Source organism: Sulfurimonas autotrophica DSM 16294 (genome assembly GCF_000147355.1).
Lineage (GTDB): Bacteria > Campylobacterota > Campylobacteria > Campylobacterales > Sulfurimonadaceae > Sulfurimonas > Sulfurimonas autotrophica.
Genome location: NC_014506.1, coordinates 1,540,550 through 1,555,756 on the forward strand (window position 1 = coordinate 1,540,550; position 15,207 = coordinate 1,555,756).

15 protein-coding genes are annotated in these 15,207 nt (G+C 33.7%); 5 read left to right on the forward strand and 10 right to left on the reverse strand.

The window, feature by feature from the left end; translation table 11 throughout:
* Positions 1-2: 2 nt before the first annotated feature.
* Both hemN and SAUT_RS07840 read right to left on the reverse strand, forming a co-directional pair.
* On the reverse strand, positions 3-1,373 hold the full coding sequence (gene hemN, locus SAUT_RS07835) for an oxygen-independent coproporphyrinogen III oxidase (RefSeq protein ID WP_013327350.1): 1,371 nt from the start codon (positions 1,371-1,373) through the stop codon (positions 3-5).
* Positions 1,374-1,674: 301 nt separating this feature from the next.
* Entirely contained in the window at positions 1,675-3,387 is a 1,713-nt protein-coding gene (locus SAUT_RS07840) for an ABC transporter ATP-binding protein (RefSeq protein ID WP_013327351.1), read from the reverse strand.
* 224 nt (positions 3,388-3,611) lie between these two features.
* On the opposite strand from SAUT_RS07840, the gene SAUT_RS07845 reads away from it, so the two are divergent.
* Entirely contained in the window at positions 3,612-4,688 is a 1,077-nt protein-coding gene (locus tag SAUT_RS07845; RefSeq protein ID WP_013327352.1) for a glycosyltransferase family 9 protein, read from the forward strand.
* A 74-nt stretch (positions 4,689-4,762) separates the two neighbouring features.
* On the opposite strand, the gene SAUT_RS07850 is transcribed toward SAUT_RS07845, so the two are convergent.
* The 3 genes from SAUT_RS07850 to SAUT_RS07860 are packed head-to-tail and all read right to left on the reverse strand — an operon-like array spanning position 4,763 to position 7,354.
* The gene (locus SAUT_RS07850) at positions 4,763-6,052 is read right to left on the reverse strand and encodes a hypothetical protein (RefSeq protein ID WP_013327353.1); all 1,290 of its coding nucleotides are present in this window, start codon (positions 6,050-6,052) and stop codon (positions 4,763-4,765) included.
* Positions 6,053-6,060: 8 nt separating this feature from the next.
* Complete coding sequence (locus SAUT_RS07855) at positions 6,061-6,432, reverse strand: GtrA family protein (protein ID WP_013327354.1); 372 nt, start codon at positions 6,430-6,432, stop codon at positions 6,061-6,063.
* A complete protein-coding gene (locus tag SAUT_RS07860; RefSeq protein WP_013327355.1) occupies positions 6,422-7,354 on the reverse strand; it encodes a glycosyltransferase family 2 protein in 933 nt (310 codons plus the stop codon). The genes SAUT_RS07855 and SAUT_RS07860 overlap by 11 nt, the downstream gene beginning before the upstream one ends.
* 85 nt (positions 7,355-7,439) lie before the next feature.
* Between SAUT_RS07860 and SAUT_RS11380 the strand changes: the two genes are divergently transcribed.
* Positions 7,440-7,796: a hypothetical protein gene (locus tag SAUT_RS11380; RefSeq protein WP_013327356.1), complete on the forward strand. Its 357-nt coding sequence runs from the start codon at positions 7,440-7,442 to the stop codon at positions 7,794-7,796.
* Between the two features lie 442 nt (positions 7,797-8,238).
* On the opposite strand, the gene SAUT_RS07870 is transcribed toward SAUT_RS11380, so the two are convergent.
* From SAUT_RS07870 to SAUT_RS07885, 4 genes are all read right to left on the reverse strand, one after another.
* Positions 8,239-9,255, reverse strand: coding sequence for a glycosyltransferase family 9 protein (locus tag SAUT_RS07870; protein ID WP_013327357.1), 1,017 nt, complete (start codon positions 9,253-9,255; stop codon positions 8,239-8,241).
* 71 nt (positions 9,256-9,326) lie between these two features.
* Positions 9,327-9,869 carry an acyltransferase gene (locus SAUT_RS07875; RefSeq protein WP_013327358.1) on the reverse strand — a complete coding sequence of 181 codons (543 nt, stop codon included), beginning with the start codon at positions 9,867-9,869 and terminating at the stop codon, positions 9,327-9,329.
* Positions 9,866-10,945, reverse strand: coding sequence for a glycosyltransferase family 4 protein (locus tag SAUT_RS07880; protein ID WP_013327359.1), 1,080 nt, complete (start codon positions 10,943-10,945; stop codon positions 9,866-9,868). Before SAUT_RS07880 ends, SAUT_RS07875 begins: the two co-directional genes overlap by 4 nt.
* Positions 10,935-11,957 carry a glycosyltransferase family 9 protein gene (locus tag SAUT_RS07885; protein WP_013327360.1) on the reverse strand — a complete coding sequence of 341 codons (1,023 nt, stop codon included), beginning with the start codon at positions 11,955-11,957 and terminating at the stop codon, positions 10,935-10,937. The genes SAUT_RS07880 and SAUT_RS07885 overlap by 11 nt, the downstream gene beginning before the upstream one ends.
* Before the next feature lie 60 nt (positions 11,958-12,017).
* Between SAUT_RS07885 and SAUT_RS07890 the strand changes: the two genes are divergently transcribed.
* From SAUT_RS07890 to SAUT_RS07900, 3 genes are read left to right on the forward strand one after another with little or no spacing between them, the layout of a single operon-like run.
* Positions 12,018-12,761, forward strand: coding sequence for a hypothetical protein (locus SAUT_RS07890; RefSeq protein ID WP_013327361.1), 744 nt, complete (start codon positions 12,018-12,020; stop codon positions 12,759-12,761).
* Positions 12,751-13,482, forward strand: a complete 732-nt coding sequence (locus SAUT_RS07895) for a polysaccharide deacetylase family protein (RefSeq protein ID WP_245534096.1) — start codon at positions 12,751-12,753, stop codon at positions 13,480-13,482. The genes SAUT_RS07890 and SAUT_RS07895 overlap by 11 nt, the downstream gene beginning before the upstream one ends.
* Positions 13,479-14,237, forward strand: a complete 759-nt coding sequence (locus SAUT_RS07900; RefSeq protein WP_013327363.1) for a glycosyltransferase family 2 protein — start codon at positions 13,479-13,481, stop codon at positions 14,235-14,237. The genes SAUT_RS07895 and SAUT_RS07900 overlap by 4 nt, the downstream gene beginning before the upstream one ends.
* Here the strand turns inward: SAUT_RS07900 and SAUT_RS07905 are convergent.
* Complete coding sequence (locus SAUT_RS07905) at positions 14,227-15,192, reverse strand: glycosyltransferase family 9 protein (RefSeq protein ID WP_013327364.1); 966 nt, start codon at positions 15,190-15,192, stop codon at positions 14,227-14,229. The two genes, SAUT_RS07900 and SAUT_RS07905, sit on opposite strands and share 11 nt — an antisense overlap.
* Positions 15,193-15,207: the final 15 nt, after the last annotated feature.

Genomic DNA, 15,207 nt, shown 5'->3' on the forward strand with positions numbered 1-15,207 from the left:
TCTTACACCGTCTTTGAAAATGTTTTATCGCTGCTTGCATGGCGTTTCATATAGGCATCAAAAGGCATCGCTATATTTCTAATCAGCAGTGTTCCCGTTTGTGAACATGCTATGCACTCATCATTCATGATTATCAACTCTTCTTCCACAAAAGGTTTTAAGTCCAAAATAGCATCTTCAAAATATTTTTTAAATTCCAGTCCATATATAGCTTCAAAGCGTTTGATGTCGAGTTTAAAGTTACTCATCAGTTCCATAATGACATGCTGGCGTATCTGATCATCTTCACTTAATGCAACGCCACGTTCAAATGGAAGTTTTCCGGCATCTATCGCTTCTTCATACGATGGCATATCTTTAAAATTCTGTGCATAATAATCAACGCCTTCACCGATTGAAGTGAGTCCCACACCTATTAAATCTGCACCGCCTTTTGTTGTATAGCCTTGGAAGTTTCTGTGCAGCTCACCCTTGTCTATGGCTTTAAAAAGTTCATCTTCAGATTTTGCAAAGTGATCCATACCGATCATTTTATAACCATTCTCTGTTAAAAAATCAATTGTATATTGCATAATTTGGAGCTTTTCATCAGGACGAGGCAGTGTTGTCTCATCAATCTTTCTCATTGTCTTTTTCAACCAAGGCACATGGGCATAATTAAATACCGCAAATCTGTCCGGGTTTAAAGTAAGCGCCAAAGAAAGCGTCTCTTTAAAGGTATCAAGTGTTTGAAAAGGCAGCCCGTAAATTAAATCAACATTGACCGAATGCATATTGTATTTTCGTGCCAAATCCATAGCATCTTTTGTAATGTTATAAGGCTGAACCCGATGCACAGCAATCTGCACTTTTTCATTAAAATCCTGCAAACCGAAACTTACACGGTTAAATCCATGCTCGCTCATGACTTTCATTTGGTCTTCATTGATGTGACGCGGGTCAATTTCACAAGAAATTTCGGCATCCGGCACAAAATTTGGAAAATATGATTTAATTTCACTTATAATTTCATCTAACTGGGCAGCGGAAAAAAATGTAGGTGTTCCCCCGCCAAAGTGCATTTGAATCACTTCACGGTTCATATCCAAATGCTTAGACAGAATTTTAAGCTCACGTTTTAAATAATCCATATAACGAATCATTTTATCTTCTTTAGAAGTAAATACAACATTACATCCGCAAAAATAACAGGCATTTTTACAAAATGGCAGGTGAAAATAGAGGCTCAAAGGACGTGAAGAGTCTTGTGTTTCTAATTTTTTCACATATTCATCATATCCGAATGCATCATTAAACTCCAATGCTGTCGGGTAAGACGTATAACGAGGTCCCGGTTTTGAGTATTTTGTAAATTTTGCGAAATCTAATGCCATGTAATTTGTTCCTAATGCTAAATATTTCTTTGGATTATCTCTAAAAAGTGTTGAAGAATGGATAAAATAATAAACTTATAATAAAAAAACGCCAAAAAGCCTAAATTTTTTCTGTAATCTTGCCTGCTCTTCGGAACCTAGGTTTTCAAACGCTAAAGCGTGACTTAAAAAACTAAATTTTTTTCTTTAACCTTACTTTCTCTTCGGAAGCAAGGTTTTAACCTTACCTTTAGGCTTTAAAGACGTATAGCCTAGGTTAAAACCCAGGTTCCGAAAAACAAGACAACTTTATCTTACTTCTTTATAATTTTAGCTCTCCAGCCAATCTTTGATAAACTCCCGAACACTCTAAAAGCTCTGTATGTGTACCGCTTGCCACTATGGCCCCTTTTTGCAGTACCAATATTTTATCGGCATCCTCAATTGTAGAGAGTCTGTGCGCGATTGTGATTGTGATTTTATCTTTTGTGTAGGCATCAAGTGCTTTTTGTATACGTTTTTCACTCTCATTATCAAGCGCTGATGTTGCTTCATCAAAAAGAAGCAGTGAAGCATGCTTGTAAATGGCTCTGGCTATAGCGATGCGCTGTCTCTGCCCGCCTGAAAGATTGGCTCCCGCTTCGCTCATCATGGTATGAATTCCATCTTCGAGGTTCATAACAAAATCATAAGCATCAGCCAGTTTCAGTGCCTCTATGACTTTATCTTCATCTATAGTATCTTCACCATAAGCAACATTTGCCGCCAACGTATCTTGAAAAATATAAATACGCTGTGAAACAAGTGCTATATGATGCTTAAGCGATTTTTGCGTAAACTTTTTGATGTTGCTGCCGTTGATTAAAATCTCTCCGCTGTCGGGGTCATAAAAACGTAAAAGCATATTCATAAAAGTAGATTTTCCGCCGCCGCTGTCACCCACAAGAGCAATATGCTCGCCTTGATGAATTGCAAGATTTATGCCGTCTAAAATATTGGTATTTTCATATTTAAGCACCACATTTTTATACTCTATGCTTTTTATGTCTTCCTGCAGCTCTTTTGGACCGTCTTTTATAGCATTTTCTCTGTCTATCACTTCAAAAACACGCTCACTTGCCGCAAGAGCATCTTGAATTTTTGAATAGGTTCCGCCAAGTTTTCGTATAGGCTCAAACACAAGTCCCACAGCAGTTATAAAGGCAGTAAACTCTCCAACGGTCATTTTGTCATCAAACACCTCTTTACCGCCGACATACACAACAGCCGCCAGCCCCATAACAGCGATAATTTCCATAATCGGCGATACGAGTGCGCCTACATAAATCGCTTTCATATTAATCTTAAAAAAGTTCCAATTTTCTACGCTGAAGCGTGAGATTTCAAATTTTTCCGTTGCATTTGCCTTAATAATTTCGCTGTTGTTAAAAACCTCTGTAAGGCGTGAAACCAAATCGGCATTTTTACTTTGTGAACGGTGTGAATATTTTTTTAGTTTCTTTGCAATAAGCATCAGAGGATAGATAATCAAAGGGACGACGATAAGTGTATAAAAAGACAAAAGCGGGTTTAAATAAACAATATATCCGACCAACGCAATAACTGTCAGTAGATCCCGAAACATATCAGGCAGCATGTTTGAGACAAAAAACTGTATACGGCTGATGTCATTTGTTACACGCGAAATCAGTTCTCCGCTTCTATTTGTATATAAAAATGCCATATCAAGATTTATCATTTTGTCTAAAAGAATTTCACGAAAACGAGTAACGATACTCTGCCCGATATACTCCATAAAAACAGTCTGTATGTACTTACCAAATGCCTTAGTCACATAAATAGCAATTAAACCAAGAGGAATGATATAGAGCATCTCTTTCTTTTTGTCAATGAACATATCATCCATCATCGGCTTCATAATCTGCGCTGTTGCCACAGTTGATATAAGAATCAAAATACCGCCAAAAATGACAAGCATATAGTATAATTTATACTCTTTGATGTAAGGCCAAAATCTTTTAACAATCTCTTTCAAATGTGCTCCATTAAATTATTGTGACATTTTACACTATATATTCTATATATATGTTAATTTATTTAAAGTTTATTCTCAAGCAAGGTTTTAACCTTGCCTTTAGGCTTACAAACAATTCAGCTCAGACTGAAGTCTGGGTTCCGAAAAATTTATCAAGGTTTCTTAAGACTCAAGCGTGACTTAGGCTATTTTGCTATAATTTCATAAAAACAACAAAGATTCCTATGAAATATCCTTTACATGTAATAGTGAGAAAAAAACTCTCAAGTCTCATAAACGGTGTACTTTCTTTTTTTACACGTAAGTCTGCACATCAAAAATATATAGATGTCAATGAAATCAAAAACATTCTTATCATAAGACCCAATTACCGCATAGGAAACTTGATCTTTTTAACGCCGCTTATTAATGAACTGCAAAAAAATATTCCAAATGCCAAAATAGACATCATTGTAGGCATGAAGCTTGCCGGTAAAATCCTCGAGCCTATGCCAAATGTCGATAAAGTCATAGATATTCCAAGAAAACTGCTTTTACATCCGCTTGAAATGTTTGCATACATTCACAAAACAAGGGCAAAAAAGTATGATGTTGCCTTAAATATTTCGGGCGGTTCTACCAGTGCCCAGATTGTCACGGCACTTGTCAAAGCAAAATACAAGGCCAGTTTTTCAAGTGATAAACTCTGGGCAGATTTCACACATATCCAAGAACGCGGACGACCTACTCATATACATATGGGGCTGGAACCGCTGGAATTTTTACGATTTTTCAATATAGAAGTGCCGCAGCAAAAACCAAACTTAGATATTAAGCTCACTCAAGATGAAATAAATGAAGCCAAGAATGATTTGCAAACTCTGTTACATGTAAACAATATATCTGCTGATAAAAAAGTCATAGCCATTTTTAGAAATGCCCGTTTTGATAAAAAAATAAGTGATGTATGGTGGAGCCAATGGATAGACGAACTTTTAAAAATCAACCCTAACACAATTATAGTAGATATACTTTCACCAGATATTCCCCAAAAACTCAATGAAAAGGTGTTAGAATATTCCAATAAAAACCTTAGAGTTCTTGGAGCATTTTTTAAAACTTGTGATTTATATGTCAGTGCAGACACAGGACCTATGCACCTGGCAGCTGCCTCAGGTGCCAAAGTCTTGGCACTTTTCAACAAAACAAATATGGAAGTTTACGGCGCTTTGGGAGAGCAAAACAAAACTGTTGATATGGAAACTCTCTTGCCGCAAGATGTGGCAAAAATCACTATCAATTGTATAACAAGTCAAAGTTAACTTTATCGGAACCTAGGTTTTCAAACGCTAAAGCGTGACTTAGAAAAAAACTAAATTTTTTTCTGTAACCTAGACTAATTACTTATAACTTCCTTTTTTATATAAGTTTTCGTATCTTGTATATAATCAGTGTTAATTGAATATTTTCGACTGTCTATCGCTCCCATTATATTTATAAATACAAAATAAAGCACTATCCCAATCAATAATTTTGGCATATATGCCTGTGCATAATCTTTGAGATAAATAACCACAGGCATAAGCGCAAAAGGAAACACAATGATTAAGTGCCAGTAGCTAAAAATTATCGGTGATAAAATTGAGCTGATAAATACCCCGATTAAAGCTCCAAAAACATACAAAAGCAGCCACTCCTGTTTTGTTTCAATTAGTGCATTTCTGGTAAAAAGTTTTCCTTTGACTAAAGTATAAAAATACATATTCGCTTTATAGGAAAAATATATACTCACAACACCAATAGAAAAGACTATTGCCTTATATACGTAAACAAATATCATCTGCACACCATGAGAAGCACCCAGCCAATCAAAATGCGCACTCGTAATCAATTTGTTGGGAAAGAAAAAAGAGCCGTATCGCAGCCAGTAAATAAAAGATTTCAGCACAGGATATACATGTACTCCGCCCCAGCCGATATATCTACCCGTATCGTCTGAATGATGTGCTATTGCACTGTTTTGCATGACAGCCTGCAAATAGGGAATCAAAGAAATCCCCACAATAAGAGCCCCGAAAAACACGCCGTACCAGTTCACTTTTACCATTTTTCTATACAGCAGATAGAGTGAAATAAGTGAGAGTATAATCCATGAGTAGTGAAACTGCAGCGCCAGACCTATGGCCGTTACATGTAACAGGGAGTAGACAAAGGAGCTTTTTTCACGCTGTTTGTAAGCACTCCAAATATGCAGGGCCGAGAAGAAAAAAAGATAGGACGGGTTATACAAAATATTTTCAAATAAAAACCAGGGGTTGAGCCAGTAAAGTACCAAAAATATCAGACGGACATCTGTTTTATAGATATCTTTTAAAACATTATCTAAAAAAAAATATGACCCAAGATGCAAAAATATCAAAAACAGCATTGGCGACATCGGTGAATCATAAAGCATTACAGGCAGTGCCACAACATACGAAATCATACTACCCGGAACATTTCCCACGGCACTTGCCGCATTGCCGTAATTTATCCATATATGTTTGTATGCACCCATATAGCCTTTGTAGAGCATCTGCGTCTGATCACCTGTGAGGATTTGATGCTGTGCATAAAAAAGTGAGAGTAAAAGCCCCAAACTCAAAAGCAAAATCTGAAGAACTATGAATTTTTTTTCTAAATGCAAAAATACTCCTATTTAAATGTCCAAAATTTATGAATGACAAAAGTTATTAGCGGCATTATAGCAACAATAAGAAGCGTATGTAAATAACCGTTTTGAATGGGAAAAATATCGGAAAGCAGATAAGAGAAAAGAAACGTCCCATACTGCACCAAAAAGAATTTGATAAACTTTTTAAAATGAAAACTTGTGCTAAAAACATAAAGCGTCTGAAAAATATATGAAAATATAAAAGCCGTAAAAAATGCTAATGTATTTGATACAAAAACAGAAGCAGCAAAAAAGTATATAATAGCCCATGCACTAAAAAGGTGCACAAGTGTTGCGATCACTCCAAAAAAACCATATTTTGCCAGCTGGAGAATATGGCTTTTAATATTCATCTTCAATGATGTAAACAGGTCTGTTTTTTGATTCTATATAGATACGTCCGATGTATTCGCCGAGAATGCCTATGCCCATTAATTGAATACCGCCTAAAAAAAGTACGACCGTAATCATAGAAGCATACCCTGGAGAGTCCACACCGAAAATAAGTGTTTTTAAAATAATCCAAGAACCGTAAATAAAAGAAATAAATGCGATAACCAAGCCAATATAGAACCACACACGCAGCGGAGCAGTAGAAAAGCTTGTAATTCCATCAAGTGCGAAATTCCATAATTTCCAGCCATTAAAACTTGTCTCTCCCGCTGCCCGTGAGTCTCTTTTATACTCAACAACAGCCGTTTTAAACCCAAGCCATGCAAAAAGCCCTTTCATAAAACGCTGGCTTTCAGGCAATTGTTTCAGCTCATCTACAACACGTCTGGACATCAGCCTGTAATCACCGACATTGTGCGGTATTTCTATATCTGAAATTTTATTATGAATCTTGTAAAAAAACTCGGCACTTATACGTTTTGCAAAAGAGTCAGTTGTTCTGTCAACCCGCTTGCCCACAACAACATCATACCCCTCTTCATATTTTTTTACAAAATCTAAAATAAGCTCGGGAGGGTCTTGCAAATCAACGTCTATAGGAACAACAACCTCCCCGTCTGCCATATCAAGCCCTGCACTGAGCGCCGCCTCTTTTCCAAAGTTGCGTGAAAGACTTATGACACGAACCTCATCATACTCTTTCGCTTTTTGCTTTAAAATTTCCAAAGTTTTATCTCGACTTCCGTCATTGACAAAAACAATTTCATACGACCTGTCAAGTTCTTTTAACACAATGAATATTTTTTCTAAAAATATATCTATAACATCTTCTTCATTATAACAAGGAACAACTATGGAAATAAAAGGATTCTTATTTTGCACAAGCCACCTACTATCTTAAAATATTTTATATAATTATAGCGTTTTTAATCTTATTTGAGTAAACTTACAGAAAACAACTGAGAGTATGATAAAACAAACAGATTACTCAAAATATATAAACTATGCACTTATCGCTTATGCTTTTAGTTTTCCTATATCAAAAGCCACAACGAATTTTTTTGAGATTTTGGTAATCATTCTTTGGATTTTAGAAGGGAACTGGAAAGAGAAACTTGCCTTATATAAAGAAAATCTTCTAAGCGTTACCATTGCCCTTTTAATCGGTTTTAGTCTTCTCTCGATTCTTTGGCACGGCAATGCTGAAATTACCTTAAGATATGTCGAAAAGTATAGACATCTTCTAATTATATTTGTTTCTTATTGGGTTGATAACTGTCTAGTTTATAGGGGACATTCCACATCGGATATTTACAGTTCCTGATGAAGACTTATATGAGCAAGGATATTTCCCGAGTTTATTTAATGATGATCACAAGTCTACTTTTACAATATCTAAAAATCAAAGTTGGTCAAATAGGTCTTTTAATATTTTAGACTTAGTTAGTGCCTTACCAAATAGTCAATTAATAAAAATAGAACTACAAGATAATGACTATCAAAGAAATTTATTACATCATAGTATTTATACAAGAAAAAATGCTTATAAATGTACAAATATAATAAGAAAATTTTCATCAATTTTTAAAATATTCGGAATTAGAAACCGTATGTCTAACTATTTATCACACATTTTCAGACTTCCTATAGATCAAAGTCATAACAATGCACTAGCGCAAATTTTTGTTATTCTTAAAAAAACATAATATTACTAATTACCAAACTTTCTAAAATGCAGAGTGCAAATATATAAATAAACGTATAGATTAAAGCTTAGAAAATAATAACTTTATATTTTTTTCTAATATTGTACTTGAAATATTCTGCTGCTGATACAGCTTACCATCATTAAATTTGTCATAAACAGAGATAAATTTATCATCATTTGGATCAACAAAAATTGGATGCGTATATGTAAATATCGCATAAATATATGTATTCATTGCCATTGATAAATGCATTATTCCTGTATCTGGAGTAATAATAAATTTTGTTAATTTTATTAATGAAGCAATTTCACTTATTGATAAAGAATCTAGTTTAATATATGGTAATTTACTCAATTTTAAAAAGTCTTCAATAAATTTTTCTTGAAGATATTCCTGAGTAGGATTTAAAATAATAGCTGGAATAAAGTTATATGTTTTATAGATATATTTTACTAATTCAAGATATTTATTCATATCTAATAATTTTTCTTCTTTGCTGGCTCCAAGATTTAGCAAATATACATTTTCTACATCTACATTGAATTCTTTTAAATATTCTTTCATTTTTAAATCATTAACTTTTGTCGTAAAAAAAACAGGTCGTAAAGAGTGTTTTTTTGAACTCAATGGTTCAATAATAGAAATCATATATGAATATAACGACTGCTCATCTTTCAATCTATCTTTTAGACAATCATTATTTACATTATAAATATATTTTCTTTTTTGTTGACAAAAACCTAATTTATATTTTGCATTTGAAAATAAAACCATCCAAGGCGAAGAGCCACCATTATATAAATTTACTATCAAATCAAATTGTTGCTTTCTAATTTCAAAAGTAGCTTGCATTTCCTTTATTTTTTTTTGCAATTTATTAATAGATCTATTAATTATAATGAGATCATCAACATAGACATTATCTTCTAAAAGGTAAACTCCCACAGGGTCTACGATAGCCGTTATTTTAGCATCAGGGTATATCTCTTTTAAAGCTTTAAGTATAGGTGTCCTTATAAGTACATCTCCAAATAATCCAAACATAATTACAGCAATTTTTTTGATATCTTGCATATCATCTTTAGTATATTTTTTTAAAATAATATTACTCCTCTTCTTCTTTTATGAAAAACTATACTTAGTTTTTATCGCCATGCTATATCTTCTTTAACAACTTTTGCAGGGTTTCCTGCAACTATAACAGCAGCAGGAACATTTTTAGTTACTGTAGAATTAATAGCAATGACAGAATTTTCGCCAACATTTACACCTTTTAAAATGGTGACATTATCTGCTAACCATACATTATGCTCAATAGTTATATCAAGTCCATGATTAATAATGTCATTATTTTGATATATATAATGCCCGTCAGATGTCATAATTTTAACATTTCTAGACAACATGCATTCATCTTTTATTAGTAAACGTTTACTTTCCTTTGCTGAGAGATAACAACCATGACCTACAATACAATTTTTCCCAATATAGATAGAGCAATTATCACCTAAAATTTCTATTTGTGTATATCTTATTGTAACTCCATCGTGAATAACTAATTTATTGTTTTTTCCATTTATAGATATATCGCAATTAGCAATTTTGGCACTTGAAGATATGTTTAGGTCTACGTTACCTTTCACTCTTATTTTATTCCTAAACTTCTGCATCAATGTAAATTTTTTCATATCATTGCCTTATAAAGTTTATCAAGCTGCTTATCCCAGTCAAATTTTTCTCTAGCTTTTAAATAACCGGCTTTTGAAATACTCTCTTTCAAATCTTTATTTTTATAAAGCAGTTCTATTTTCTCTGCCAAATCATTTATACTTCCGTCAAATAGCAATCCATCAGCACCATCTTCGATAATTTCAAGAGGACCTCCTTTATTTGTGGCAATCATCGGAACTCTATTTACCATCGCTTCAACTACAACAAGTCCAAAGGTTTCATTTTCTGTTGCTAGTATGTTGACATCAAAACATTGCATATATTCATCTACATCTTTGGTAAAACCGGTAAAAATCACTTTATCTTTTAAGCCCAAATCAGAAACTTTGTCTTGTAATGTCTTAAGATATTCTTCATCCATTGCTGAACCTACAATGAGCACTTTTATATCTAAATCTTTTAAAGCGTATAAAGCTTCTATAACCTTATATTGCCCTTTTCCTTCTTCTATTCTGCCTACTATACCGACAATAAATTCATCTTTCAAATTGTATTGTTTTTTCAACTCAGCCACTTTTACTTCATCTATTTTTGAAGCTTTTACACCAAGATACACCATCCCAATTTTTGGTCGTATCTCTGAGGGAATAAACTTTTCAAGCTGCTCTTTTACCTGTAATGTCACAGCATGCATCATATCTATATTTTTGTACAGCCATTTATGATAAAAATCATCTTTAAATCTTGTCATTCTCATATGTCTGCTTTGCACCAGTTTTGGTTTTTTCTTACTCAAAACTTTTGCTAACACAGCAGTTATAATATCTCTTGTCCAGTGAAAATGAACTATATCTATATCATTTTCATCTATATATTTTGCCAGTTGCAATGCCGGTATAAAAGGAAAAAGTTTATTTCTTTGTATATGAAACTTATCAATATTTTCAAGGTAATTATCAAGTTTTGTCCCCGGTGCGACAACTACTTTACATGTAGCCTTAGAAGAAAAGTTTTCATAACAACTCGCTACGAACAACTCCAAACCGCCTAAACCGTGTGCCAAACAGAGTTCTAATATATTTTTATTTTTCATATAAATTATCGACTAATTTTTTTGTAGAAGCATACACATCATCAACAGTAGGAGAGCTGTATTCTATATTGAAAACGCAATCATGTTTTGCTTCTCTTGGCCAGTACCTAAAAGGCGGAATCTGAAAAAATATCCCCACAGTAGGCGTTTGCAAGGCAATTCCAATATTCCTGATACCTGTATCATTAGAGACTAAACACCTGCTATCGGACAAAAACTGCATGACATCTTCTATACTCATTGTCTCTTGCAAAGCAACATTCTTTATAGGAGCCAACGGTTCATAAATTTCTAAGAACTTTTCATTTTCTCCGATACCCTGCAAAATAACATGCTCATAATTTTTATATTCTTGGGACATTTTTTCTATCAGTTGTCTAAATTTATCTTTTTCCCAGCATTTATTTTCCGTAGAGGCTCCGGCAAAATATATAATGCGTTTTTCCTCTCTTTTTGGGTATTTTTCATTCAACCCATACTCTAAATTTGTTCTTGTTTTTGCTCCTAAAATATTGAGCATATGCAAAACAGAGACAGCTTCAACGACAAAATCACTTCTTAATGTCGCTACATCAAAAAAAGTTCTTCTTAATGCTCTATACGGATATCCGACTTTTAATTTTGATTTTGAAAGAGCTACTAAAAATAAACTTATAGTACTGTCCGTCAAGTCAAAGATTATATCTTGAGGGGGCAGTGTTTTTGCCTCTTTTACTCTGGTAAAAAAACCAGTCTTGGAATTATCTTCTTTATATCTGCTCATTACATGTACCTCATCTATTAAATCATAAGGTATGCCGTACATATAATGCTTTAAAACACTTAAAGTCACTTTGGCATTTGGAAAAAATTCGCGTAATTCAATCAAAAAAGGACGTATATTCATAAAGTCCCCGATAGCTGCATGGCGGATGACTGTTATATTTGTTATATCCTGAGGATTTTTATCTTTTAAATATTCTCGTGCTTTTTGAGATGCAAACGCGCTGCCTCTTCTAAAGTTTAACTTCAAGCTAATGCCTTTTTATGTATAATATATGACTTATTATACAAGATTATTTATGAGAGATATATGAAATACAAAATAAATCCTATTTATGAAAAAACGTTCAAAGATTTTTTACTCAATATACGAAAATATTTTAATCAAAATCAAAACTCCATCCACAAAGCACGCAATGAATTAAAAATAATCTCTTATAATGATGTTGAAACTGTTGTTAAATCATTTAAAGTTCCTAATATAATAAGAAGATTATTTTATACTTACTTTCGAGATACAAAAGCCAAAAAATCTTATGACAACTCCGTAAAAATAGGCAAGTTTACGCCTACGCCTATCGGATATATCGAATTTTTTACACAAGGGCTTTTAGCAGACAGTTATTTTGTAGCGAAAAAATTTGATTATGATTTTACAATTAAAGAACCTATTGTCAACAAAGACTTAGTCGATAGAAAAAATATCTTTCGTGAATTTGCAAAATTTACATATGAGTTACATGAACATAAAATTTATCATAATGATTACTCTCCGGGAAATATTCTCATCAAAAGAGATGAAACTGATTACACTTTTAAAATTGTAGATATCAACAGAATGAAATTCAAAGAGCTTTCTTTGGATGAGAGACTGAAAAACTTTGCAAAACTTTGGCTGCTTGATGAAGACTTGACAACCATTGTCAAAGAGTATGCAGAACTTATCCATGAAGATAAACAAAAATGTATAAATATAGCACTCAAATATTCACATGCTTTAAAAAGAAAAATAAATATGAAAAAAAGACTCAAAGGAATAGAAGTTGTTGATTAGTATGATGTACCATCATGTCGGCAGTGATAGATGCAGCAATGATTTGGAAATTTTTGAACAGCATTTAGCATACATCAGTAAAAATTTCACTACTCTCTTTCCTACGCTTGACGAACTTCCTAAAAAGCCAATATGTCTCGTTTTTGATGACGGATATTATGATTTTTACAAATTTATCTACCCTCTTTTAAAAAAATACAATCTCAAAGCGCTTTTAGCCGTCACTCCAAAATATATACTTGATGATACAGACAAAGATGATGCTCTAAGACTTGGATTTGAACATAATGATTTATTCAAAGAGTATAAAAATGCAACGTTCTGCACCTATAAAGAGCTTCAAGAGATGAGTCAAAGCAGCTTTGTGCAGGTTGTTTCACACTCTTATTCACACAAAAATCTGCTTGAGAATGATGTAGACTTAGAAAAAGAACTCCTCAAGTCAAAAGAGTTGATAGAACAAAAGCTTGGTACGAAAGTTGAAAGTTTTGTGTATCCATTTGGAAAGTACAATCAAAAAGTGCTTGATGAGACTATGAAATATTATAAATACTCTTTTAGAATCGGTAATGGAGTCAACAAAGATTTCAGAGGCGTAAACGGTGTCATATATCGTATAGACGGCGACTTTTTACGCTCACCTGATGAAATTTTCAGTCTCAAAAATATGTTGCGATTCATCTTCAAAACTTTTATAAAAAACATAGTGGGAAACAGATGAGCATACAAAATATTTCAGCCGTTGTTTTAGCAAAAAACAATGAAGCGACCATCAAAAACACCCTTGAAGCCTTGCGTGAATTTGATGATGTCATAGTATATGACAATGGCTCAACTGACAAGACAATGGAGATCGCTAAAGAGTTTCCAAATGTGAATCTCATACAAGGCGAATTTAAAGGTTTTGGCTGGACTAAGAACAAAGCAGCGAGTTATGCCAAGCATGACTGGATTTTAATTGTTGATAGCGATGAAGTTGTTGATGCACAGCTCTTAGAAACACTTCAGACAAAAAAACTGGATGAAAATACAGTATATATTCTTAATTTCAGAGCCTTTTATAAAGACATCGAAGTTAAACACTGCGGTTGGAACAATCAAAAGATTAAAAGACTTTATAATAAAAAAATCACACACTACAATGACAATGATGTCCATGAAGATATTATTACGAAGGGGCTTAAAACTGAGCTTTTAGTTGGAAATATGCTGCATTACAGCTATCAAAGCATAGAGCAGTTTGTCAATAAAGCAAATACCTACTCGACACTTTTTGCCAAAAACAATGCCGGTAAAAAGAATTCTTCGCCTGCAAAGGCATTTTTCAACGGAGCTTATTCATTTATAAAAACATACTTTTTCAAGCAGGGATTTCGTGACGGTTATGTCGGGTTAGTTATTGCCTACTCACATATGGTGACGAATTTTTACAAATACATCAAACTTTATGAGCTCAATAAAGAGCTTACAAAGTAGTAAGCTCTTGTTTCACTGTCTCAAAAATCTTTTTTCGCTTTGCTTCATCCTGCGGCAGCATATAGTGTTGTTGCAGTTTTTCATCGCCTACACTTTTCCAACGCGCGGCACTTGCAAAGTTAGAATCCCCAAAAAATGTCAGCGTTGGCGTACCGACCAAAGAAGCTAAGTGATACGTGCCTGTCGATGTAGAAACAAAGAGCTTAAAATTACTGATAAGCTTAGCAAAATTCACTATGCCGTCATTTGAGAGATAAAAAACAGCACCTGTATCCTGCAGACGTTTTTGCATCTCCTGTTTTAAATCTTTTTCATCCGGTCCGAACGTCAGCACGATCTGGTATTTGTTTACATGTAACACCTCACGGATCAACTCTTCATACTCATTCAAGTTCCAATTTGCATCGGAAGAACCGCCAAATCCTACATGAAAAGCAATAACCTCTTTTGTAATATTATGTTTTTTACAAAACTCTTTATATACTTCTTTTGCATTATCAAATTGCAAAAGCGGTTTTTCATAGTTTAGGTCTATATCTGGGAAAAGTTCTTTTGTAAGAGCTAGATTATATTCAAATTCTGCCATTTTCACTTCAGAGCGTCTTTGTTTGACCCGTTTGTTGTAAAAGATCTGCGCAATTTTTGTTGCAGGGGCAATTCTCGTTTTAATGCCTGCCAAAAACTGCGCAACTGCTACTCTGGTATTTGAAAAGAGCGTCGCAGAGGCATCTATATCTGCCTCTTTTATCTTACGAGAAAGTGTATAAACAGAGTCATCTAGTTCATCGACTATGACCTCATCAATAAAGTTACATGTAAGCGCTAATGCCTTGTTCAGCGGTGCTACAAGTGCTATGATTCTATTTTGAGGATTATGTTTTTTGAGGACATACATGGCAGGCAGTGCTGTTATAAAATCACCCAACTTATCTGTACGCACTACCAATATTCTCATTTCATACAATCCTAG